A 21,751-nucleotide genomic window follows, 5' to 3' on the forward strand; every position below is an offset into this window, starting at 1 on the left:
ACCGGAGCAACCGGACGGGACGCGCCCGGCACGCATCGGTTCGCACCACTCATCAGGGAGCCCCCATGACCGCACTTCCGCAGGAGCGTCGCGTCGTCACCGCCATCCCCGGCCCGAAGTCGCAGGAGCTGCAGACCCGTCGCCTGGCCGCGGTGGCGCAGGGTGTGGGCTCGGTGCTGCCCGTCTTCACCGTGCGCGCGGGCGGCGGCATCATCGAGGACGTCGACGGCAACCGCCTCATCGACTTCGGTTCCGGCATCGCCGTGACCTCCGTCGGCGCCTCCGCCGAGGCCGTCGTACGCCGGGCGAGCGCCCAGCTGGCCGACTTCACCCACACCTGTTTCATGGTCACCCCGTACGAGGGCTACGTGGAGGTCGCCGAGGCCCTCGCCGAGCTCACCCCGGGTGACCACGCGAAGAAGTCCGCGCTGTTCAACTCCGGCGCCGAGGCCGTCGAGAACGCCGTGAAGATCGCGCGTGCCTACACCAAGCGCCAGGCCGTCGTCGTGTTCGACCACGGCTACCACGGGCGGACCAACCTCACCATGGCGCTCACCGCCAAGAACATGCCGTACAAGCACGGCTTCGGTCCGTTCGCGCCCGAGGTCTACCGGGTCCCGGTCGCCTACGCCTACCGCTGGCCGACCGGGCCGGAGAACGCCGGGCCGGAGGCCGCCAAGCAGGCCATCGACCAGATCAGCAAGCAGGTCGGCGCCGACAACGTCGCCGCGATCATCATCGAGCCGGTGCTCGGCGAGGGCGGCTTCATCGAGCCGGCCAAGGGCTTCCTGCCGGCGCTCAGCCAGTTCGCCAGGGACAACGGGATCGTCTTCGTCGCGGACGAGATCCAGTCCGGGTTCTGCCGTACGGGTCAGTGGTTCGCGTGCGAGGACGAGGGGATCGTCCCGGACCTGATCACCACCGCCAAGGGCATCGCGGGCGGTCTCCCGCTGGCCGCCGTGACCGGTCGCGCCGAGATCATGGACGCCGCGCACGCCGGTGGCCTGGGCGGCACCTACGGCGGCAACCCCGTCGCCTGTGCCGGTGCGCTCGGTGCCATCGAGACCATGAAGGAGCTCGACCTCAACGCCAGGGCGAAGAACATCGAGGCGGTCATGAAGCCGCGTCTCGCCGCCATGGCCGAGAAGTTCGACGTCATCGGCGACATCCGGGGCCGGGGCGCGATGATCGCCGTCGAGCTGGTCAAGGACCGCGCCACCAAGGAGCCGAACCCGGAGGCCACCGCGGCCCTCGCCAAGGCCTGCCACCAGGAGGGACTGCTGGTCCTGACCTGTGGCACGTACGGCAACGTGCTCCGTTTCCTGCCCCCGCTCGTCATCGGCGAGGACCTCCTCAACGAGGGCCTCGACATCATCGAGCAGGCCTTCGCACGGATCTGAGCCACAGGGTTCTCGCAGCGGGCCCACAGGGGCTCGAACCCCTGTGCCACAACCGCTCCACCCCTCCCACCTGGTGTGATGCGCGGGGCTGGAGCGGCCCCCGTCAGGCCGTGTGAAGAAGGTGTGCGAGGTGGATGGCGGGACGCGATTCCGCCTGTCGCCGCACCGGACCCTGCCGTAGGTTCTATCCAGATGAGAGATACACCCCGCCCACAGGGGACTGTGGGCGATTTCAGGCCGGGGCCTCCCCAGCTTCGACCTGGTCGTGCCCTCGCGCACACAACCGGGGCCTCCGGCTCCGGATCTCCTCACCGATCGGACGGTCGCCCGCCCCAAACCCCCCGGGGCGCGCGGCGTTCCGATCCGGACGGCCGCCTCGGAACTACCCCCCCTGTTCCGGGGCGGCCGACCTCCTTCCATCGCTCCCCCTTCGCGGGATTCGCGGGGCTCCTGGCACTTCTGGGCCTGCCGGCCCTTCTCTTCGCGCTGATCACCTGGCAGGTCGTGGCCCATGGCCCGCTGCTGCGCGTGGACAGCCGTCTGAGCGGCGCGCTCGTCCGTCCGGACCGGTTCTCCGAGCTCCTCTCCGACCTCGGGAACGTGCAGATCGCGGTCCCGGTCCTGGTGCTCGTCATCGGTTACGTCGCCCGCCGCGGCCGTGCCATTGGTACAGACCGCTGGTGGCTGCCCCCGACGGCCGCCGCCGTGCTGATGGCCCTGGTCCCGGCGGTCATCGTGCCGCTGAAGGACTGGACCGCCCGGCCGGGGACCCCGGCGGTGCCCCCGGCGGTCGGCTACTTCCCCTCCGGCCACACGGCGACCGCCGCCATCGCGTACGGCTCCGCCACCCTGATCCTCCTCCCCTGGCTCACGTCCGCGGCGGCCCGCCGGACCGCCGTCGGGATCTGCGCGGCCCTGGTCCTCGGTGTCTCCTACGGCCTGGTCCGGCGCGGCTGGCACTGGCCGCTGGACGTGGTGGCCAGCTGGTGCCTGGCCACCGTCCTGCTGACGTCGCTGAGGCTGCTGCTCAGCCGAAGTACGCGTCGAAGGTCTTCTGGAACTCCCAGTTCGAGTACCGGTCCCAGTTGACCGACCAGGTCATCAGGCCGCGCAGGGCCGGCCAGGTGCCGTGGGTGGCGTACGACCCGCAGTTCGTCTTCCTCGTCAGGCAGTCCAGGGCCTTGGTGACCTCGGCCGGGGCCACGTAGCCGTTGCCCGCGTTGACCGACGCCGGCATGCCGATCGCGATCTGGTCGGGGCGCAGCGGCGGGAAGACGTTGCCGGCGTCGCCCGCCACCGGAAAGCCGGTGAGCAGCATGTCGGTCATGGCAATGTGGAAGTCGGCGCCGCCCATCGAGTGGTACTGGTTGTCGAGGCCCATGATCGGGCCCGAGTTGTAGTCCTGGACGTGCAGCAGGGTCAGGTCGTCGCGAAGGGCGTAGACGACCGGGAGGTAGGCCCCGCAGCGCGGGTCCTGGCCGCCCCACTTGCCGGTGCCGTAGTACTGGTAGCCCATCTGCACGAAGAAGGTCTCCGGCGCCATGGAGAGGACGAACTTCGCACCGTACTTGGCCTTGAGGGTCTTCAGGGCGGAGATGAGATTGACGATCACCGGGGTCGTCGGGTTCTTGAAGTCCGTGTCGCTCGTGTCCAGGGAGAGCGAGTGGCCCTCGAAGTCGATGTCCAGGCCGTCGAGGCCGTAGGTGTCGATGATGTTCGAGACGGAGGAGACGAAGGCGTCCCGGGCGGCCGTCGTGGTGAGCTGGACCTGGCCGTTGGCGCCGCCGATGGAGATCAGCACCTTCTTGCCGGCCGCCTGCTTGGCCTTGATCGCCGCCTTGAAGTCGGCGTCGCTCTCGACGCCGGCGCACTCGGTGACCGGGCAGCGGTTGAAGCGGATGTCCCCGGAGGTGGCCGAGGTCGGTTCGCCGAAGGCCAGGTCGATGACGTCCCAGCTGTCGGGGACGTCGGCGAGCCGGGTGTAGCCGGAGCCGTTGGCGAAGGAGGCGTGCAGGTAGCCGACGAGGGCATGGGTGGGCAGGTCGGCGGAGCCGCCCCCCGGGGAGCCGGCGGACGTGGTGGCCGTGACCGCGGCCGACTTCGCGGACTCGCCCGCGGCGTTCACGGCGGTGACCTGGAAGCTGTACGCCGTGGCCGGGGACAGGCCGGTCACGGTCGCCGAAGTCCCGTTCGCCGTCTGGACTTCCGCCCCGTTCCGGTAGACCGCGTAGCTCGTGGCGCCGGTGACCGCGGTCCAGGACAGGGCCACGCCGGTGGAGGTGACGGTGCCGGCCTTCAGGCCCGTCGGCGCGGCCGGCGGCTGTCCCGCGTCCGCGCCCGGACCGACCAGCGACACGTCGTCGGCGTAGTAGGCGCCGGTGCCGTACCAGCCGTGGGTGTAGATGGTGACCTTGGTGGTCGAGGCACCCGTGGTGAACGTGGTCGTGAGCTTCTGCCAGTCGGGGGCGGACTGGGTCCAGGTGGAGACGTCGGTGGTCCCGGTGCCGCTCGCCCCGAGGTAGACGTAGGAGCCGCGGACGTAGCCGGACAGGGTGTACTGCGAGCCCGGCTTGACGGTCACGGTCTGCGCGCACTGGGCGTTGTCGCTGCCGGCCGGGGTCGCCTGGAGCGCGGAAGCCCCGCTGTGCACCGGTGAGTTGACCGTCGTACCGCTGCCCGCCGTGCAGGTCCAGCCGGACAGGCCGGACTCGAACCCGCCGTTGACGACGAGGTCGGCGTCGGCCGCACGGGCGGCCGACGAGAGCGCGGTGATACCGGGCACGGCCAGCAGCAGGGCCGTGAGCATGCCGAGGGCAGGTCTCGCGCGAACCACAAGTGCCTCCGGAGGTGGGGGATTTGGAGGTGGGGTGCGCACTCAACTTGGTCCAGACCAATTGGCTTGTCAAGACCCGCGCCCCCCTCGGCGCCGCCCACACGACAGCGCCCCGTCAGGGGCGCGGGGAACTGCGCGACCAGCCACGACACAGCCGCGGCCGGCCGACAACCGACACCCGCACGGCGCTCAGCCGTCGGCCAGGCCGGCGGCAGCCTCGTGCATCGCCAGTTCCAGCAGCGCCGGATCCGTCAGCGTCCCCGCCCCGTCCGGCATCACCAGCCACCGCACCCCCTGGGTCGACCGTCCGGGATACGGCACGACGATCCAGGTCCCGGCGCCTGCCGTACGGATCCCGGTGCCGAGCCACCGCGCGGCCGTTCCGGGCGGCACGAAGAAGCCCACCCGGTTGTCCCCGAAGTCGACCAGGACGGGTCCCGGTTGATCGAGGACGCGGGTGAGCACGTCGAGGGTCGGATAGCCGAGCTCGCCCGGCAGGATCAGCACGTCCCAGGCCCGGCCGGCGGGCAGCAGCGCGATCCCCAGCGGGTTGCGCTCCCATTCCCAGCGGCACGCCTCGGGATCCGGTGCGACGGATGCCAGCCACTCGACCGCTGTCTTCGCCCCAGTCATCAGAAGACCTCCCCATCTCGCTCGTCGACGCGGGCTTCGCGTCACGGGGAGAGAGGGAGGTCTTCGGGGGGCATTACGCGGGTTTCAGCACCCCGTTGGAGTGAACCGGATCACACCGGACGTTGACCGCCGACGGACTCAGCCGACGGACTCAGCTGTCGAAGCCCAGCCCCAGCCGGTCCATCGCCCTGAGCCACAGGTTCCGGCGTCCGCCGTGGGCGTCGGCACGGGCCAGCGACCACTTGGTGAGGGCGATGCCCGTCCAGGCGAACGGCTCGGGCGGGAACGGCAGCGGCTTCTTGCGGACCATCTCCAGGCGGGTGCGCTCGGTCTCCTCCCCCGCCAGCAGGTCCAGCATCACGTCGGCGCCGAACCGGGTGGCACCGACGCCGAGGCCGGTGTAGCCCGCCGCGTACGCCACCTTCCCCTGGTGCGCGGTGCCGAAGAACGCCGAGAAACGGGAGCAGGTGTCGATCGCGCCGCCCCAGGCGTGCGTGAAGCGGACGCCCTCCAGCTGCGGGAAGCAGGAGAAGAAGTGCCCGGCGAGCTTGGCGTAGGTCTCCGGGCGGTCGTCGTACTCGCGGCGCACCCGGCCGCCGTAGTGGTGGATGGCGTCGTAGCCGCCCCACAGGATGCGGTTGTCGGCGGAGAGCCGGAAGTAGTGGAACTGGTTGGCGGAGTCGCCGAGGCCCTGCCGGTTCTTCCAGCCGATCGCGCCGAGCTGCTCGGCGGTGAGCGGCTCGGTCATCAGGGCGTAGTCGTAGACCGGGACGGTGTAGGCGCGGACCCGCTTGAGCAGGTTCGGGAAGATGTTGGTGGCGAGCGCGACCTGCCGGGCGCGGACCGATCCGTACGGGGTGCGTACGGCCATGCCGGCGCCGTAGGCCTTCAGGGCCAGGGCGGGCGTGTGCTCGTACACCCGGACGCCGAGGGCCAGGCACGCCTGCTTCAGGCCCCAGGCGAGCTTGGCCGGGTTGAGCATGGCCACGCCCCGGCGGTCCCACAGGCCCGCCTCGAAGGTCGGCGAGTTCACCTGTGCGCGCACCGCGTCGGCGTCGAGGAACTCGATGTCGTCCGCGAGGCCCTGCCGTTCCAGGTCCTGGTGCCAGTCGCGCAGTTCCCACGCCTGGTAGGTCTCGGTCGCCACGTCGATCTCGCCGGTGCGTTCGAACTCGCAGTCGATGCCGTGCCGGTCGACGGCGGCCTCGATCTCGTCGAGGTTGCGTCGGCCCAGCTCCTGGAGCCGGTGGATCTCCTCGGGCCAGCGGGCGAGGCCGTTGGGCAGCCCGTGGGTGAGGGAGGCGGCGCAGAAGCCGCCGTTGCGGCCCGAGGCGGCCCAGCCCACCTCGTGGCCTTCCAGCAGGACCACATCGCGCCCGGGGTCGCGCTCCTTGGCGCACAGCGCGGTCCACAGTCCGCTGTACCCGCCGCCGACGACCAGCAGGTCGCAGGTGTCGGCGCCGGTCAGCGCGGGCTCGGGGTGGGGCTTGCCGGGGTCTTCCAGCCAGTACGGCACCGGCTGTGCTTCGGAAAGAGACCTGGTCCAGTCTGCCTGACGGCTCATGGCGCTTGGGGCCATGATTTCCAACTCCCTACAGAGTCAATTAAGGGCTATGCCTTTTGCCTGTTGCGGCGGTTGTTGACGAGCATCGACGCCAGCACGAACAGTACGGCGACCAGGAACATGGCCGTACCGATGACGTTGATCTGAACGGGCGTACCGCGCTGTGCCGAACCCCAGACGAACATGGGGAAGGTGACGGTGGAGCCGGCGTTGAAATTGGTGATGATGAAATCGTCGAAGGAGAGCGCGAAGGAGAGCAGCGCGCCCGCCGCGATCCCGGGGGCCGCGATGGGGAGGGTGACCCTGACGAACGTCTGCACCGGTCCGGCGTAGAGGTCCCGGGCCGCCTCCTCCAGGCGCGGGTCCATCGACATCACGCGCGCCTTGACCGCGGTGACGACGAAGCTGAGGCAGAACATGATGTGGGCGATCAGGATGGTGTAGAAGCCCAGCTGGGCGCCCATGTTGAGGAACAGGGTGAGCAGCGAGGCCGCCATGACGACCTCGGGCATCGCCATCGGCAGGAAGATCAGCGAGTTCACGGCGCCGCGGGCGCGGAAGCGGTAGCGGACCAGCGCGAAGGCGATCATCGTGCCGAGCACGGTGGCGCCGATCGTCGCCAGGGTGGCGATCCGGAGGCTGATCGAGAGCGAGCCGCACATGTCGGCGACGCCGCACGGCTGCTTCCAGGCGTCGAGCGAGAACTGCTGCCATTCGTAGTTGAAGCGCCCCTTCGGTTTGTTGAAGGAGAACACCGTGACGATGACGTTCGGAAGCAGCAGATATCCGAGGGTCAGCAGTCCCGCGATGACGACGAGACGTTTCTTGAACCAGTTGACGACGGGCATTTAGACCAGATCCTCCGTCCCGGACCGGCGAATGTAGATCGTGACCATGGCGAGGATCGCGGCCATGAGGATGAAGGACAGCGCGGCCGCCGTCGGATAGTCGAGAATCCGCAGGAACTGCGTCTGGATCACGTTTCCGATCATGCGGGTGTCGGTCGAGCCGAGGAGTTCGGCGTTGACGTAGTCACCGGCCGCCGGGATGAAGGTCAGCAGCGTGCCGGAGACCACGCCCGGCATCGACAGCGGGAAGGTGACCTTCCGGAACGTCGTCCACGGCTTGGCGTACAGGTCGCCGGCGGCCTCGTGCAGCCGTCCGTCGATCCGCTCCAGCGAGGTGTAGAGCGGCAGGATCATGAACGGCAGGAAGTTGTACGTCAGACCGCACACCACCGCCAGCGGGGTGGCGAGGACACGGTCGCCGGCCGTCCAGCCGAGGAAGTCGGTGACGCTCAGGATGTGCAGCGAGTTCAGGACGTGCACGACCGGGCCGTTGTCGGCGAGGATCGTCTTCCAGGCCAGGGTGCGGATCAGGAAGCTGGTGAAGAACGGCGCGATCACCAGGATCATGATCAGGTTGCGCCAGCGCCCGGCGCGGAAGGCGATCAGGTACGCCAGCGGGTAGCCGAGCAGCAGGCACAGGACGGTGGCCGCGGCGGCGTAGAAGACGGACCTGAGGAACTGCGGCCAGTACTCGCTCAGCGCGTCCCAGTAGGTCGCGAAGTGCCAGGTGACCTTGTAGCCCTCTTCCAGGGAGCCCGTCTGGATCGACGTGGACCCCTGGTAGATCATCGGCAGCGCGAAGAAGACGACCAGCCAGAGGATGCCGGGCAGCAGCAGCCAGTAGGGGGTCCACCTGCCGCGCCTGCGCGCGGGCTTCTTCGTCTCGGGTTCGGCGGGCGCCAGCGGCGGCGGCGCCTCGGAGAGCGTGGCCATCAGGCGGCCTCCTCCTCGGTGCCGGCGTCGATGTCCTGGTCGGCGTCGAGACCGAAGGTGTGGGCCGGGCTCCAGTGCAGGACGACGTCGGCACCGGGCACCAGTCGCCCGTCGCGCTCGACGTTCTGTACGTACACCGCGAACTCGGGGCAGACGGCGCTGTCGATGACGTACTGCGTGGAGACGCCGATGAAACTGGCGTCGGCGACCTTGCCGGTGATGCGGTTGCGGCCCTCGGGGATGGAGCCCGCGTCGTCGGCGTGGGTGAGGGAGATCTTCTCGGGGCGGACCCCTACCAGCACCTTGCCACCGGTCGTGGTCGGCGCCGAACATCGCGCCTCGGGCAGCACCAGCTTCCCGTCGCCGGCCTTGAGGATGATGTCGTCGCCGTTCTTCGTGTCGACCTCGGCCTCGATCAGGTTCGAGGTGCCGAGGAAGTTGGCGACGAACGTGGTGTTCGGGTTCTCGTAGAGGTCGGCCGGGGAGCCGAGCTGCTCGACGCGGCCCGCGTTCATCACGGCGACCGTGTCGGCCATGGTCATGGCCTCCTCCTGGTCGTGCGTGACGTGCACGAAGGTGATGCCGACCTCGGTCTGGATCCGCTTGAGCTCCAGCTGCATCTGGCGGCGCAGCTTGAGGTCGAGGGCGCCGAGCGGTTCGTCGAGGAGGAGCACCTTGGGGTGGTTGATGAGCGCGCGGGCCACCGCGACCCGCTGCTGCTGGCCGCCGGAGAGCTGGTGCGGCTTCTTGCGGGCCTGCTCGCCCAGCTGGACCAGCTCCAGCATGTCCTCGACCTGCTTCTTCACGCTCTTGATGCCGCGCCGGCGCAGGCCGAAGGCGACGTTCTCGAAGATGTCGAGGTGCGGGAAGAGGGCGTAGGACTGGAAGACCGTGTTCACCGGCCTCTTGTACGGCGGCAGATGGGTCACGTCCTGGTCGCCGAGGTGCACGGTGCCGCTGGTCGGCTCCTCCAGGCCCGCGATCATGCGCAGGGTGGTGGTCTTGCCGCAGCCGGAGGCGCCGAGGAGGGCGAAGAAGGAGCCCTGCGGCACGGTCAGGTCCATCGGCTGTACGGCGGTGAACCCGTTGTCGTAGGTCTTGCCGATACCGGTGAGGCGGACGTCGCCGCTGGTGTCTGTCGTCATGGTGTCGTCACGCCCCTGTGAGCTTCGCGAACTTCTGCTGGTAGGCCGTCTCTTCCTTCGAGCTCAGGGAGCGGAAGGCGCGGGACTTGGCCTGCATGGCCTTGTCGGGAACGATCAGCGGGTTGCTGGCCGCCGACTTGTCGATCTTGGCGAGGTACGGCTGCACGTCCGCGACCGGGCTGACGTAGTTGATGTAGGCGGCGAGTTCCGCGGCCTGCTGGGGCTCGTAGTAGTAGTCGATGAGCCGCTCGGCGTTCGTCTTGTGGCGCGCCTTGTTGGGGATCAGCATGTTGTCGGTCGACGTCATGTAGCCGCTGGCCGGGATGACGTAGTCGACGTCCGGGTTGTCGGCCTGGAGCTGCACGATGTCGCCGCCCCAGGCGACGCAGGCGGCCAGGTCGCCCTTGCTGAGGTCCGAGGTGTAGTCGTTGCCGGTGAAGCGGCGGATCTGCCCCTTGTCGACGGCCTTCTGGAGCCGGGCGATCACCGAGTCGTAGTTGTCGTCGGTGAAGGTCGCCGGGTCGATGCCCATGTCGAGCATGGTCATGCCGACGGTGTCGCGCATCTCCGTGAGCAGGCCGACGCGGCCCTTGAGCGCGGGGTTGTCGAGCAGGTCGGAGACCGACTTCACCTCGACGCCGTTCAGTGCCTTCTTGTTGAAGGCGACGACCGTCGAGATGCCCTGCCAGGGGTAGGAGTAGGCCCGGCCCGGGTCCCAGTCGGGGGCGCGGAACTGGTCCGACAGGTTGGCGAAGGCGTGCGGCAGGTTGGACGCGTCGAGTTTCTGGACGTAGCCGAGCCTGATCATGCGGGCGGCCAGCCAGTCGGTGAGGACGATCAGGTCCCGGCCGGTGTCCTGGCCGGCGGCGAGCTGCGGCTGGATCTTGCCGAAGAACTCGTCGTTGTCGTTGATGTCCTCGGTGTACTTCACCGTGATGCCGGTCCGCTTGCGGAACGCGTCAAGGGTCGGGTGCTTCTTCCCGCTGTCGTCGACGTCGATGTACTCGGGCCAGTTGGAGAAGTTGACGACCTTCTCCGTGGCCGAGTGGTCGTCGGCGGAGACCCCGCCCTGGGACTTGCCGGCCGCGGGGATGCCGCAGGCGCTCAGCGCCCCGACGCCGCCCACCGCGAGCGCGCCGCCCAGGAACGACCGGCGGGCCAGGGCGGCCCGGCCGGTGCGGAGGCTCTGCCGGATGGCGGCCAGTTCGACCGGGGTCGGGCGGTCGGGCTCGTACTGCCTCATGCGCTTGATGCCCTTTCGGGAAGGGGGCCGCCGTGACGAACGGCCGATGATCTGACTATCGGTCCCCGAAGATCGTGCGGTGCCAGTCCTTCCGCGCCACCGCCGTATTGTCGAACATTACGTGCTTGACCTGGGTGTACTCCTCGAACGAGTACGTCGACATGTCCTTGCCGAAGCCGGACGCCTTGTAGCCGCCGTGCGGCATCTCGCTGATGATCGGAATGTGGTCGTTGACCCACACGCACCCCGCCTTGATCTCGCGGGTCGCGCGGTTCGCCCGGTAGACGCCGCTGGTCCACGCGGAGGCGGCCAGACCGTACGGGGTGTCGTTGGCCAGCCGGATGCCCTCATCATCACTGTCGAACGGCAGAACGACCAGCACGGGGCCGAAGATCTCGGACTGGACGATCTCGCTGTCCTGCGGGGCGTCCGCGATCAGGGTGGGCCGGTAGTACGCGCCGCTCTTCAGCTCGTCCTGCGGCGGCTCGCCGCCGGTCACCACGCGCGCGTAGCCGCGCGCCCGCTCCACGAACCCGGCGACCCGGTCCCGCTGGGCGTGCGAGATCAGCGGCCCGAGATCGGTACCGGGAGCGAACGGGTCCCCCAGCCGCACCGTCTCCATCAGGGCGGCCGTCCCCTCCACGAACGCCTCGTAGAGCGGCCGCTGCACGTACGCGCGCGTGGCGGCGGTGCAGTCCTGCCCGGTGTTGATCAGTGCCCCGGCGACGGCCCCGTTGACGGCCGCCTCCAGATACGCGTCGTCGAAGACCACGAACGGCGCCTTGCCGCCGAGCTCCAGGTGGAGCCGCTTGACGGTCGCGGTGGCGACCTCGGCGACCCGCTTGCCGACACCGGTGGACCCGGTGAAGGAGGTCATGGCGACGTCGGGGTGCCCGACGAGGTGCTCACCGGCCTCCCGCCCCGTGCCGGTGACGATGTTGATGACACCGTCCGGGACACCGGCGAGCGTGGCGGCCTCGGCGAACAGCAGCGAGGTCAGCGGGGTCAGCTCGGCCGGCTTGAGCACGATGGTGTTGCCGGCGGCGATCGCCGGAAGGATCTTCCAGGCGGCCATCTGGAGGGGGTAGTTCCAGGGCGCGATGGAGCCGACGACGCCGATGGGCTCGCGGCGGACGTACGAGGTGTGGTCACCGGAGTACTCGGCGGCCGCCTGCCCCTGGAGGTGCCGGGCCGCCCCCGCGAAGAACGCGGTGTTGTCGATGGTCCCCGGTACGTCGAACTCGCGCGTGAGCTTCAGCGGCTTGCCGCACTGGAGGGACTCGGCGCGGGCGAACTCCTCGGCACGGTCGGCGAGCACGGCGGCGAACCGGTGCAGCACGTCCGACCGCTCGCCGGGGGTGGTCCCGGCCCAGCCCGGGAAGGCGTCCCGCGCGGCGGCCACGGCCCGGTCGACGTCCTCGGTGCCGGCCAGCTCGTACGTGTACACGTCCGCGCCGGTGGCCGGGTCGACGACGGCGTGCGTACGGCCCGACGTGCCCTTGGCGAACCGTCCCGCGATGTACTGCGCGCCGCCCGCGAGCCGCTCCTGCGCGGGGAAGGTCTCCGGGGTGGCGGTGCCCGGGTTGTCCATGTCGCTTCTCCTCCGCCGTCACCCCGCCCCGAGAGGCGGGTGGCGTAGCTCCAGCTCGATTTGACTGCCGATCCTGGCAGAGCAAGGGGCGACCAACAAGTGATTCCGTTGTTGCCTTTTGGTTACGCGACGGAATCTGTCGACCAGGTGTCGAGTCGGCAGGGAAAAGGCAGGACGGAGTGTCAGTGGTGGCTGCCAGACTGGCGTGCATGGCGAAGATCGATTCTGTGGAGGCCCTGATCAGGGCGGTCCAGGCGGGGGCCAGGATCAGGTACCTGCACTTCTGGGGACACCGGCCGCGGCCGGACGGGCAGGTCTCGGCGAGCTGCCTGAGCCAGTGGTGGCCGTCACGCTTCGTGGTCGACGGGGTGGAGTACGCGACCGCGGAGCACTGGATGATGGCGGGAAAGGCCCGGCTCTTCGGGGACGCGGAGGCGGAGCGCGCGGTCCTGGCCTCGGCACACCCCGCCGAGGCGAAGAAGGCGGGCCGCCTGGTCCGGGGCTTCGACGAGGCGATATGGGAGAGGGAGCGGCTGCGCATCGTCACCGAGGGCAGCGTGCACAAGTTCGCTGCCGACGCCGGGCTACGGACCTTCCTGCTGGCGACCGGCGACCGGGTCCTGGTGGAGGCGAGCCCGGTGGACCGGGTGTGGGGCATCGGCCTGGCGGCGACGGACGCGGGCGCGGAGGATCCGGCGCGGTGGAGGGGGCTGAACCTGCTGGGGTTCGCGTTGATGGAGGCGCGGGCCCGCTTGGCGGCAGGCGGAACTGGTCCCACCTGAAAAGGGGCGCGGGGCTGATTCGAAGTGCGGCTCCGCCGCGTGGGCGCGACCGGCCCCCGACCACCCGCACCCGAACGACGACCTTTATCGGCTCCCCCGGCTCCCCGCCACCACGATCAGCGTGATGAACGCCGCGGCGAGCACCAGCCCCGCCGACCCGCAGATGATCCCCGCGAGCGCCTGCCCACCGTTCGTCGCCGTCCCGCGCTTCACCCTGGCCCGCCCGATCGACCCGAACACGATGGCCAGCACCCCCATCACCAACGCGACCGGCGCCAGGCAGAACCCGATCGCACTGATGATCCCGGTCACCATGCTCGCCGTCCCCAGCCCGTTGTCGGGCGCCCGCTGCATGCCGGGCCAGCCGCCGTACCCCCCGGGCCCGGCCGCCGGATACGACGGCAGCGGCTGCCCGGGGTAGCCGTACCCCGGCACCGGGGCGCCGGGAGCGGGGGCGCCGGGGTAGCCGTACGGGACCGGCCCCGGCCCGTTCGGGGCGATCGGCGGTGGCGGCACCGCCGCAGTCCGCGGCTGCGTCGCGGCGGGCGGCGCGTAGGGGTTGGGCGCCGGCGCGGCCGGGTCCGGGGCCGCGAAGGGGTTCGCCGGCGGAGCCGGTGGCGTGTCGGACGGCGCGGCGAAGGGGTTGGCCCGGCTCTGTGCCGGTGCGTCCGCGGAGCCGTCCGGCCCCGGCGGCGCAGCGACCGTCCACCGGTCATGGACCGACGGCGGCACCACCGGCGCCGCCGCTCCGGCCCCCGCCCCCTCGGCGGCCTTGTCCAGCCGTACCTTCGGAGCCTCCGGCGTCTCGTCAGCCATCTCGCGATGTCCCCTCTCCCGACCGCATGCCGCCGTCATGCTACGGCCCGCCCCGCCGTCCACCTGCGGCCCGGCCTACGATGACCCGGAGTCACCGATCAGCCGATCACCGCGCAGGGCCCCACGGCCGTTCCCCGCCGTGGGCGGCCCGCGCCGTTCCGGGGAGGAACCCCTTGTCCGACCGCCACACCGAACCCGCCGCCCTGCGCGATGTGCACGCCTTCGTCGCCGGACTGCCCAAGGCCGAACTGCACGTCCACCACGTCGGCTCCGCCTCCCCCCGCATCGTGTCGGAACTGGCCGCCCGGCACCCCGACTCCAGGGTCCCGACCGACCCCGAGGCGCTGGCCGACTACTTCACGTTCACGGACTTCGCCCACTTCATCGAGGTCTACCTCTCGGTCGTCGACCTGATCCGCACGCCCGAGGACGTACGGCTGCTCACCTACGAGGTGGCCCGCGAGCTGGCCCGCCAGCAGGTGCGCTACGCCGAGCTGACCATCACCCCGTTCTCGTCCACCCGGCGCGGGATCGACGCGCGGGCCTTCATGGACGCCATCGAGGACGCGCGCAAGGCCGCGGAGGCGGAGTTCGGCACGGTGCTGCGCTGGTGCTTCGACATCCCCGGCGAGGCGGGGCTGGAGGCCGCCGAGGAGACGGCCCGGCTGGCGACCGACGACCGGCTCCGCCCGGAGGGCCTGGTCTCGTTCGGTCTCGGCGGCCCCGAGATCGGGGTGCCCCGGCCGCAGTTCAAGCCGTACTTCGACCGGGCGATCGCGGCCGGTCTGCGCTCCGTCCCGCACGCGGGCGAGACCACCGGACCGGGCACGGTCTGGGACGCGCTGACCTACCTGGGCGCCGAGCGCATCGGCCACGGCACCAGCTCCGCGCAGGACCCGAAGCTCCTCGCCCACCTCGCCGAGCACCGGATCGCGCTGGAGGTGTGCCCGACCTCCAACATCGCCACCCGTGCGGTCCGCACCCTCGCAGAGCACCCGATCAGGGACTTCGTCGACGCCGGTGTCCTGGTCACGGTCAACTCCGACGACCCGCCGATGTTCGGCACCGACCTGAACGGCGAGTACGCGGTCGCCGCCCGCCTGCTCGGTCTCGACGAGCGCGGCATCGCGGACCTCGCGAAGAACGCCGTGGAGGCGTCCTTCCTGGACATGCCGGGCAAGGCGAGGATCTCCGCCGAGATCGACGCTTACACGAAGGCATGGCTCGCCCCCTGACGAGCCCCTGCGGAACCGCCGCCGGGCCCTGAGACCATGGGCCCATGCAGACCGTGACCGCCGTGGCGCACCGCGGCGACCTCTACCGCTTCCGCGAGAACACGCTCGACTCCCTGCGTTCCGCGCTCCGCCGGGGCGCGGACGCGGTGGAGACCGACGTCCGCCTCACCCGTGACGGCGTTCCCGTGCTCCTGCACGACGAGACGCTCAAGCGGTTGTGGGGACACGACCGCCCGCTGCACGCCCTGTCCGCGGACGAGGTGCGCGGCCTGACCGCGGGCGGTGTGCCGACCCTCGCCGAGGCGCTGGCGGCGACGGAGGGCAGCCGGGTGATGCTCGACCTGCCCGGGGAGCCGAGCGAGCGGGCGGTGGCGAGGATCGTGGCCGTGGCCCGGGAGTGCGACGCGGCGGACCGCGTCTCCTACACGGGGGACGCCATGGCGATGCTGGCGGTCCGGGCGGCTGACCCGTCCGCCGAGATCGCCCTCACTCGCAAGACGCTGGCGCCGCCCCGCCCCGCGCTCCTGGACGCGATCCGCCCGCGCTACCTGAACCACCGCTTCAGCCTGCTCGACCCCGCCCTGGTCGAACACGTCCACCACACCGGCTACCTGGTCTCCTGCTGGACCCCGGACACCCGCCGCTCGATGCGCCGCCTGCTGGACATGAGCGTCGACTCGATCACCACCAACAGAGTGGACGTACTCAACGCCCTGCGCTGAACGCGCCCCCGAAGGGGCGCGGGGCTGTACTTGACGTGCGGCTCCGCCGCGTGGGCGCGAGCAACCCCCACCGGCCCGCGCTAGACCCGCGACCTCTGAACCACAGTCGCCGGATCACTCGGCACGGACCGCGTCACGTACTGCGGAACCGGCGCCGCATCGGTCCCGTCGTCCCGCACCAGCCCATACCGAGTCGCCCCCTCCGCAGGCCCGTACAGCACGTCCTTCTCCACCGCGTCCCACGACGAAGGAAACACGCTCACCCCGTAGTCGGCACCCCGCTCGTTCACCGTGAACGTCACGCTGCCGTCGACGTAGTAGTACTCGTTCTGCCACATCTGCTGGGCGCCGGAGGGCAACACGGCATACCCCACCGCCGAGTTGCCCATCCCGGTCGCGGAGCTGTCGGTCGTGCTCACCCGGTCGTCCATCCGCCGCCCGCCCCCGGACGCCACATGGAAGATCTTCCCCGTCAGCCCGGTCCAGGACGGCATGACCAGGCTCCCGGCCCGGTACTGCGGTGAGATCTGCCAGCGGACCAGCACATAGCCCTGTCCGCTGAGCGTCACGCTGTCCCCGCGGTGGTTCAGCACCGCGTGCGCCCCGCCGCTGCTGGTGATCCCGCTCTCCGGCCGGTGCGGCAGCGCCCCCGGCTTCGCGTCCGGGTCCGGCGCCGGGTCCACCGCGTCGACGACCGAGCCGTAGACCGCCGCGCTCACCGAGGCCGACGGGGACCGCGAGGCGGAAGGCGACAAGGACGGGGGCGGCGAGGGAGTGGTCACCGGCGCCCGCGGGACCGCACTCGTGACCGCCGCCGTCGGCGACACGGCGGTCCGCGGTGCCGGGTCGGGCGGCGTCCGTACGACGACGTACGCACCGCCCGCCACGATCGTCGCCCCGGCGGTCACCGCCACCGCCGGCTTGGTCAGCGCGCCCAGCACCTTCGCCGACCAGCCGACGGACGTCGCCGCGGCCCCCGTCTTGCCGCCGAGCGCCAGTGCCAGGGTGAAACCCACCGGCACCGGTACCAGGGCGATCCCGACCAGCAGCCGTTCCGCCGGTACGACGGAGTCCCGGGGGTCGCCGCAGTAGCCGCAGCCCCGGATGTGCCGGGCCAGCCGCTTGCGCCAGACGGAGTCGGGCCGCCCGTCCCAGCGGACGGTCAGCTCACGCAGTTCCGGACAGGCCCCGTCCAGCGCGCGCACGATGCCGCGCGAGGTCTCCAGCCGCTCCTTCATCCGCTGGACGCGGACCGCGGCGTGCTGCCTGCTGATGCCGACGGCCGCGGCCAGTTCACGCCGGGTGAGTTCGCCGGAGACCTCCAGCCACCACAGTGACACCAGCTGCCGGTCCTCGGCGTCCAGCCAGCGCACGGCCTCCGCGACCTCCCGCCGCTGGCCCGCCAACTGGAGCCGCAGCACGGTGAGTTCGGCGAAGTCGGCGGTGCCGTCCGGGACCGCCTCGTCCAGTTTCCGGTCCTGCCTGCGACGCGCCCGGTCCCGGATCTGCCGCATGGCGATGGCCACCAGCCAGGACCGGAAGCTGTCCGGGTCGCGCAGGGTGCCGAGGTTGTCGACGGCGCGCAGCATGGTCTCCTGGACGACGTCGTCCACGTCGGCATGGCCGTTGAGGGCGCGGCCGACCACGTTGTAGACCAACGGCAGCCAGCCCTCGGCCAGTTCGTCCAGCGCACGCCGGTCGCCCGCCTGCGCGGCCGCGACCGTGGCCCGCCAGTGCCGCGCCCCCTGCACGTCCGTCCTCATGACCGCACCTTCTCAGCCGGGGCGGCGTCCTTGGCAATGTCGGGGATCACAGTGCGGAGACGGAGTACGGAGTTCCGGGATAACACTTTTTTCGCCCCGAGTTCCCCGCCGACCCGTCACGCCCGTCGCCCCCGTCGCCCTCGTCGCCCCCGTCGCCCTCGTCGCCCCCGTCGCCCGTGGGGATGACCGGCCCTTGGTACCCCGGTACCAGTCCCCCTTCGAAGATTCCCCCGGGGTCCCAGGGACCGGGTCCCTCCCGCTCCTACCTTCGACAGCAGGCACCGCGACGAGACCCACCGACCGCGGCCGAGTGCGAGGCAGGAAGGCCCAGCTCCATGATCGAAGCGCGCGAACTGACAAAGCGGTACGGCGACAAGACCGTCGTCGACCGCCTGAGCTTCACCGTGAAACCCGGCGAGGTGACCGGCTTCCTCGGCCCCAACGGCGCGGGCAAGTCCACGACCATGCGGATGATCGTCGGCCTGGACGCGCCCACCCGCGGCTCGGTCACGGTCAACGGCCGGTCCTACGCCGGGCACCCCGCGCCCCTGCACGAGATCGGCACCCTCCTGGAGGCCAAGTCCGTGCACCCGGGGCGCAGCGCGCTCAACCACCTCATGGCGCTCGCGTACACACACGGCATTCCGCGCAGCCGGGTCGAGGAGGTCATCGAGCTGGCCGGGCTGACCAGCGTGGCCGGCAAACGGGTCGGCGCCTTCTCGCTCGGCATGGGCCAGCGGCTCGGCATCGCCTCGGCGCTGCTCGGCGACCCCGCGATCGTGATGCTCGACGAACCGGTCAACGGCCTCGACCCGGAGGGCGTGCTCTGGGTCCGCAACCTGCTGCGCGGGCTCGCCGACGAGGGGCGGGCCGTGATGCTCTCCTCGCACCTGATGAGCGAGACCGCGCTGATCGCCGACCACCTGGTGATCATCGGCCGGGGCAGGCTGCTCGCGGACACCACGGTCGAGGACTTCACCCGGGAGGCGGGCGGCGGTGGCGTGAAGGTCGTCACCGGCGAGCCCGTGAGGCTGCGCTCGCTGCTGGCCGGCCCCGACGTCACGATCACCTCCTCGTCCGCCGAGGAGCTGCTGGTCGCGGGCCGGGACGCCCGGGAGATCGGGACGATCGCCGCCCTGCACGGCGTACCGGTGTACGAGCTCACCCCGCAGGCCGTCTCCCTGGAGACGGCGTTCATGGACCTCACCCGGGACGTGGTCGAGTACCAGAGCGCCCCGGCCGGCACCGCACGAAAGGCCGCCTGATGACCGTCACCAGCATCGCCACCGCCCGCCCGGCGCCGTACCGGGTGACCGGCCGCCGGGTGCTGCGCTCGGAGTGGGCCAAGTTCTGGTCGTTGCGCTCCAGTTGGATCACCCTCGCGGTCGCCGTGTTCCTGCTGGTGCTGTTCGGGACGATCGCCAGCTACACCTACAGCGCGGGCGCCACGGCAGGCGGCCCGCCCGGCCGGAACAGCGGTGCGAGCGACGCGGTCAGTCTGGCCCTGACCGGGGTGACCTTCGCGTCGCTGGCCGTGGGCGTGCTCGGGGTGCTGCTGTCGGCGGGCGAGTACAGCACCGGCATGATCCGGTCCACGCTCACCGCCGTCCCGCGCCGCCTCCCGGTGCTGTGGGCGAAGGCCGCGGTGATCGGCCCGATCGCCCTGGTCCTCGCGACGGTCGGGGCGCTGGCCGCGTTCGGTCTCGGCTCGCCCGGTCTGGACGGCGAGAAGATCTCCCTGTCGCTGGGGGACGACGGGGTGCTGCGCAGTCTGGCCGGGGCGGGTCTCTACCTGGGTCTGGTCGCCGTCTTCGGCGTGGCCCTGGGTGTGCTGCTGCGCAACTCCGCCGGGGCCATCGCCTCCCTGGTCGGCGTCCTGCTCATCCTGCCGGGGCTGGCCTCGCTGCTGCCCGACTCCTGGTACGACACCCTCAGCCCCTACTTCCCGAGCAACGCGGGCCAGGCGGTGTACGCGCTGCACCAGTCCTCCGACGCCCTCTCGCCCGGCGCGGGCATCGCCGTCTTCGCCGGCTGGGTGGCGCTCACCCTGGCCGGGGCGGCGTACCGGCTGGCCAGGACCGACGTCTGAGCCGGGCCGGACGCACCGGACATCCCTGGAGCCGAGGACACCGGACACCCCTGGAGCCGAGGACAATGGCCGACATGAGTCCGCCGCACCGCGCGGCAGCCGCCGGGGACACCGACCGGGGGACGGCAGGCGTGCCGTCCCCCGGCTTCGACGCGGCCTGGGCACACCCGCTTCTGGGCCGGATGCTGCGCGACCGCAGCCGCCGCCGGGAGCTGGACCGGCGGCATCCGTGGCTGCTCGACACCGCGGTGGTGCTGTTCATGCTGCTGGTCAGCCTGCCCGACCTGCTGATGGTCGACCACGGTTCCCCCTTCGGGGACGAGGCCGCCCGCGCCGCGCTGCGGCCCGCTGTCCTGTACGCCTTCGTCGCCGCGCTGGTCGTTCCGCTGTGGTGGCGCCGCCGGGCCCCGGCCACCGTGTACTTCACGATCCTCGCGGTGAACATGGTCGAGTGGTCGACGGGGGTCTGGATGCGGGCGGGCACCGCCACCCTCGTCGGCCTCTACACCCTGGCCCGCAACGGCTCGCTGCGTGTGCTGGGCCGGGCGGTCGGACTGAGTGTCGGGGTGCTGGCCCTGGCCGTCTACGTCCTGGCGCCCATCGAGCATCCGCTGCTCGCCTCCTTCTTCCTGCTGGGCACGCTGACCGCGGCGGTCGCCGTCGGACTGACCGTGCGGATCCGGAGGCTGTACCTGGCGGCCCTGGAGGACCGCGCCCGGCGGCTGGAGGTCGAGCAGGAGCAGCGGGTACGGCTCACCGCGGCCGCCGAGCGCTCCCGGGTCGCCCGGGAGATGCACGACATCGTGGGCCACAACCTCTCGGTGATGGTCAGCGTCGCCGACGGCGCGGCGGTCCTGGCCGGCAACCGGGGCGAGCGGTCCGCGGAGGCCCTGCGGATCCTCGGCGACACCGGCCGGCAGGCGATGAGCGAACTGCGCCGGGTCCTCGGCGTGCTGCGCGAGGGCGCCGACGACGAACGGCCGCTCGCGCCGCAACCGGGCGTCAAGGACCTGGACCCGCTGCTGGCCCGGGTCCGGGCGGCGGGGCTGCCGGTGACGTACCGGACGGTGGGCGACCCGGACGGGCTGGGCGACGGTGTCCAGCTCACCGTCTACCGGATCGTCCAGGAATCGCTGACCAACACCCTCAGACACGCGGGACCGGGCACGTCCGCCGAGGTGACGGTGGCCGTCGCGGCGGGCGAGGTACGGGTGCGGGTCGCGGACACCGGCACGGCGCCGGAGCCGGAGCCGGAGCCGTCCGGCGGCACCGCCGGTCACGGCCTGGTCGGCATCCGGCAGCGGGCCGCGATGTACGGCGGCACGGTCGTCGCCGGGCCGCGCGAGGGCGGTCCCGGCTGGGTCGTCGACGTCGTCCTCGACATGCCCTCCGCGCCGCACGCACCACCGGCGCAACCCGCACCGCCCGCACCGCCCGCACCATCCGCCCCGTCGGCTCCGGGAGAGCAGCTGTGACGACCGTACTGATCGCCGACGACCAGCCGCTCCAGCGGATGGGCGTACGGATGCTGCTGGAGGGCACCCCCGGTCTGGAGCCGGTCGGTGAGGCGGAGCACGGCGCGGAGGCCGTCCGGCTCGCCGCCGAACTGCGGCCGGACGTCATCCTCATGGACATCCGGATGCCCGGCATGGACGGGCTGGAGGCGACCCGGCGGATCGTCGCCACCGGCGGCCGTACCCGCGTTCTCATCGTGACCACCTTCGACCTCGACGAGTACGCGTACGACGGGCTGCGCGCCGGGGCCAGCGGATTTCTGCTCAAGGACACCCGGCCGGAGGAGCTGGTCGCGGGCATCCACGCGGTGGCCGGCGGCGACGCGGTGGTGGCCCCCTCACTGACCCGGCGCCTCCTGGACGCCTACGCCCACCGGGTGCTGGCGCCCTCCGCCGCCGCCGTCGAGGATCCCCGGCTGCGCTCGCTGACCGACCGCGAGCGCGAGGTCCTGGTCGCCATCGGCCAGGGCTGGAACAACACCGAGATCGCCGAGCGCCTCGTGCTCACCGAGTCGACCGTCAAGAAGCACGTCGGCCGGGTCCTCGCCAAGATCGGGGCGCGCGACCGGATCCAGGCCGTGATCGCGGCGTACGACGCCGGACTGGTCCGGGCCAAGTAGCCGGAGCGCCGTCCCCGGAC

General features: G+C 71.3%; 18 protein-coding genes and 1 pseudogene. 9 read left to right on the plus strand and 10 right to left on the minus strand.

All coding sequences use genetic code 11. The annotated features are described in order from the left end of the window. The first annotated feature begins 65 nt into the window (after positions 1-65). Together gabT and IEZ11_RS18955 are read left to right on the plus strand one after the other, a co-directional pair. A complete protein-coding gene (gene gabT / locus IEZ11_RS18950; RefSeq protein WP_189263987.1) occupies positions 66-1,400 on the plus strand; it encodes a 4-aminobutyrate--2-oxoglutarate transaminase in 1,335 nt (444 codons plus the stop codon). A 222-nt stretch (positions 1,401-1,622) separates the two neighbouring features. After that, a complete protein-coding gene (locus tag IEZ11_RS18955) occupies positions 1,623-2,489 on the plus strand; it encodes a phosphatase PAP2 family protein (protein WP_229713162.1) in 867 nt (288 codons plus the stop codon). Here the strand turns inward: IEZ11_RS18955 and IEZ11_RS18960 are convergent. From IEZ11_RS18960 to IEZ11_RS18995, 8 genes are all read right to left on the minus strand, one after another. Further along, positions 2,428-4,206 carry a chitinase gene (locus tag IEZ11_RS18960; protein WP_189264243.1) on the minus strand — a complete coding sequence of 593 codons (1,779 nt, stop codon included), beginning with the start codon at positions 4,204-4,206 and terminating at the stop codon, positions 2,428-2,430. The two genes, IEZ11_RS18955 and IEZ11_RS18960, sit on opposite strands and share 62 nt — an antisense overlap. Before the next feature lie 216 nt (positions 4,207-4,422). After that, the gene (locus IEZ11_RS18965) at positions 4,423-4,866 is read right to left on the minus strand and encodes a hypothetical protein (protein WP_189263989.1); all 444 of its coding nucleotides are present in this window, start codon (positions 4,864-4,866) and stop codon (positions 4,423-4,425) included. Positions 4,867-5,017: 151 nt separating this feature from the next. Then, positions 5,018-6,445: an NAD(P)/FAD-dependent oxidoreductase gene (locus IEZ11_RS18970; protein WP_189263990.1), complete on the minus strand. Its 1,428-nt coding sequence runs from the start codon at positions 6,443-6,445 to the stop codon at positions 5,018-5,020. 32 nt (positions 6,446-6,477) lie between these two features. Further along, positions 6,478-7,278 (minus strand): ABC transporter permease, encoded by an 801-nt coding sequence (locus tag IEZ11_RS18975; protein WP_189263991.1) that lies wholly within the window; start codon positions 7,276-7,278, stop codon positions 6,478-6,480. Further along, entirely contained in the window at positions 7,279-8,211 is a 933-nt protein-coding gene (locus IEZ11_RS18980) for an ABC transporter permease (RefSeq protein WP_189263992.1), read from the minus strand. It lies immediately after the preceding gene. Continuing rightward, complete coding sequence (locus tag IEZ11_RS18985) at positions 8,211-9,356, minus strand: ABC transporter ATP-binding protein (protein WP_189263993.1); 1,146 nt, start codon at positions 9,354-9,356, stop codon at positions 8,211-8,213. The genes IEZ11_RS18980 and IEZ11_RS18985 overlap by 1 nt, the downstream gene beginning before the upstream one ends. A gap of 7 nt (positions 9,357-9,363) precedes the next feature. Further along, complete coding sequence (locus IEZ11_RS18990) at positions 9,364-10,599, minus strand: polyamine ABC transporter substrate-binding protein (protein ID WP_189263994.1); 1,236 nt, start codon at positions 10,597-10,599, stop codon at positions 9,364-9,366. A 55-nt stretch (positions 10,600-10,654) separates the two neighbouring features. Beyond that, positions 10,655-12,190: a gamma-aminobutyraldehyde dehydrogenase gene (locus IEZ11_RS18995; protein ID WP_189263995.1), complete on the minus strand. Its 1,536-nt coding sequence runs from the start codon at positions 12,188-12,190 to the stop codon at positions 10,655-10,657. A gap of 209 nt (positions 12,191-12,399) precedes the next feature. On the opposite strand from IEZ11_RS18995, the gene ybiA reads away from it, so the two are divergent. Then, entirely contained in the window at positions 12,400-12,972 is a 573-nt protein-coding gene (gene ybiA, locus IEZ11_RS19000; protein ID WP_189263996.1) for a riboflavin biosynthesis intermediates N-glycosidase, read from the plus strand. An 84-nt stretch (positions 12,973-13,056) separates the two neighbouring features. On the opposite strand, the gene IEZ11_RS50950 is transcribed toward ybiA, so the two are convergent. Then, the gene (locus tag IEZ11_RS50950) at positions 13,057-13,788 is read right to left on the minus strand and encodes a DUF4190 domain-containing protein (RefSeq protein WP_229713164.1); all 732 of its coding nucleotides are present in this window, start codon (positions 13,786-13,788) and stop codon (positions 13,057-13,059) included. A gap of 37 nt (positions 13,789-13,825) precedes the next feature. Here IEZ11_RS50950 and IEZ11_RS19010 point away from each other — a divergent pair. Together IEZ11_RS19010 and IEZ11_RS19015 are read left to right on the plus strand one after the other, a co-directional pair. Continuing rightward, positions 13,826-15,023 (plus strand): annotated as a pseudogene (locus tag IEZ11_RS19010) (adenosine deaminase). A 44-nt stretch (positions 15,024-15,067) separates the two neighbouring features. After that, positions 15,068-15,745, plus strand: coding sequence for a glycerophosphodiester phosphodiesterase (locus IEZ11_RS19015; RefSeq protein WP_189263998.1), 678 nt, complete (start codon positions 15,068-15,070; stop codon positions 15,743-15,745). A gap of 80 nt (positions 15,746-15,825) precedes the next feature. On the opposite strand, the gene IEZ11_RS19020 is transcribed toward IEZ11_RS19015, so the two are convergent. Beyond that, positions 15,826-17,508 carry an RNA polymerase sigma factor gene (locus IEZ11_RS19020; protein ID WP_189263999.1) on the minus strand — a complete coding sequence of 561 codons (1,683 nt, stop codon included), beginning with the start codon at positions 17,506-17,508 and terminating at the stop codon, positions 15,826-15,828. A 335-nt stretch (positions 17,509-17,843) separates the two neighbouring features. Here IEZ11_RS19020 and IEZ11_RS19025 point away from each other — a divergent pair, with 335 nt between their 5' ends. The 4 genes from IEZ11_RS19025 (at position 17,844) to IEZ11_RS19040 (ending at position 21,731) form a co-directional block, all read left to right on the plus strand. Continuing rightward, positions 17,844-18,773: an ABC transporter ATP-binding protein gene (locus IEZ11_RS19025; RefSeq protein ID WP_189264000.1), complete on the plus strand. Its 930-nt coding sequence runs from the start codon at positions 17,844-17,846 to the stop codon at positions 18,771-18,773. Continuing rightward, on the plus strand, positions 18,773-19,597 hold the full coding sequence (locus IEZ11_RS19030; protein WP_189264001.1) for an ABC transporter permease: 825 nt from the start codon (positions 18,773-18,775) through the stop codon (positions 19,595-19,597). Before IEZ11_RS19025 ends, IEZ11_RS19030 begins: the two co-directional genes overlap by 1 nt. Before the next feature lie 74 nt (positions 19,598-19,671). Further along, positions 19,672-21,072, plus strand: a complete 1,401-nt coding sequence (locus IEZ11_RS19035; RefSeq protein ID WP_189264002.1) for a sensor histidine kinase — start codon at positions 19,672-19,674, stop codon at positions 21,070-21,072. Further along, on the plus strand, positions 21,069-21,731 hold the full coding sequence (locus IEZ11_RS19040) for a response regulator (RefSeq protein ID WP_189264003.1): 663 nt from the start codon (positions 21,069-21,071) through the stop codon (positions 21,729-21,731). Before IEZ11_RS19035 ends, IEZ11_RS19040 begins: the two co-directional genes overlap by 4 nt. Positions 21,732-21,751 lie beyond the last annotated feature (20 nt).

Source organism: Streptomyces fuscichromogenes, assembly GCF_014645815.1.
In the GTDB taxonomy this organism is placed as follows: Bacteria; Actinomycetota; Actinomycetes; order Streptomycetales; family Streptomycetaceae; genus Streptomyces; species Streptomyces fuscichromogenes.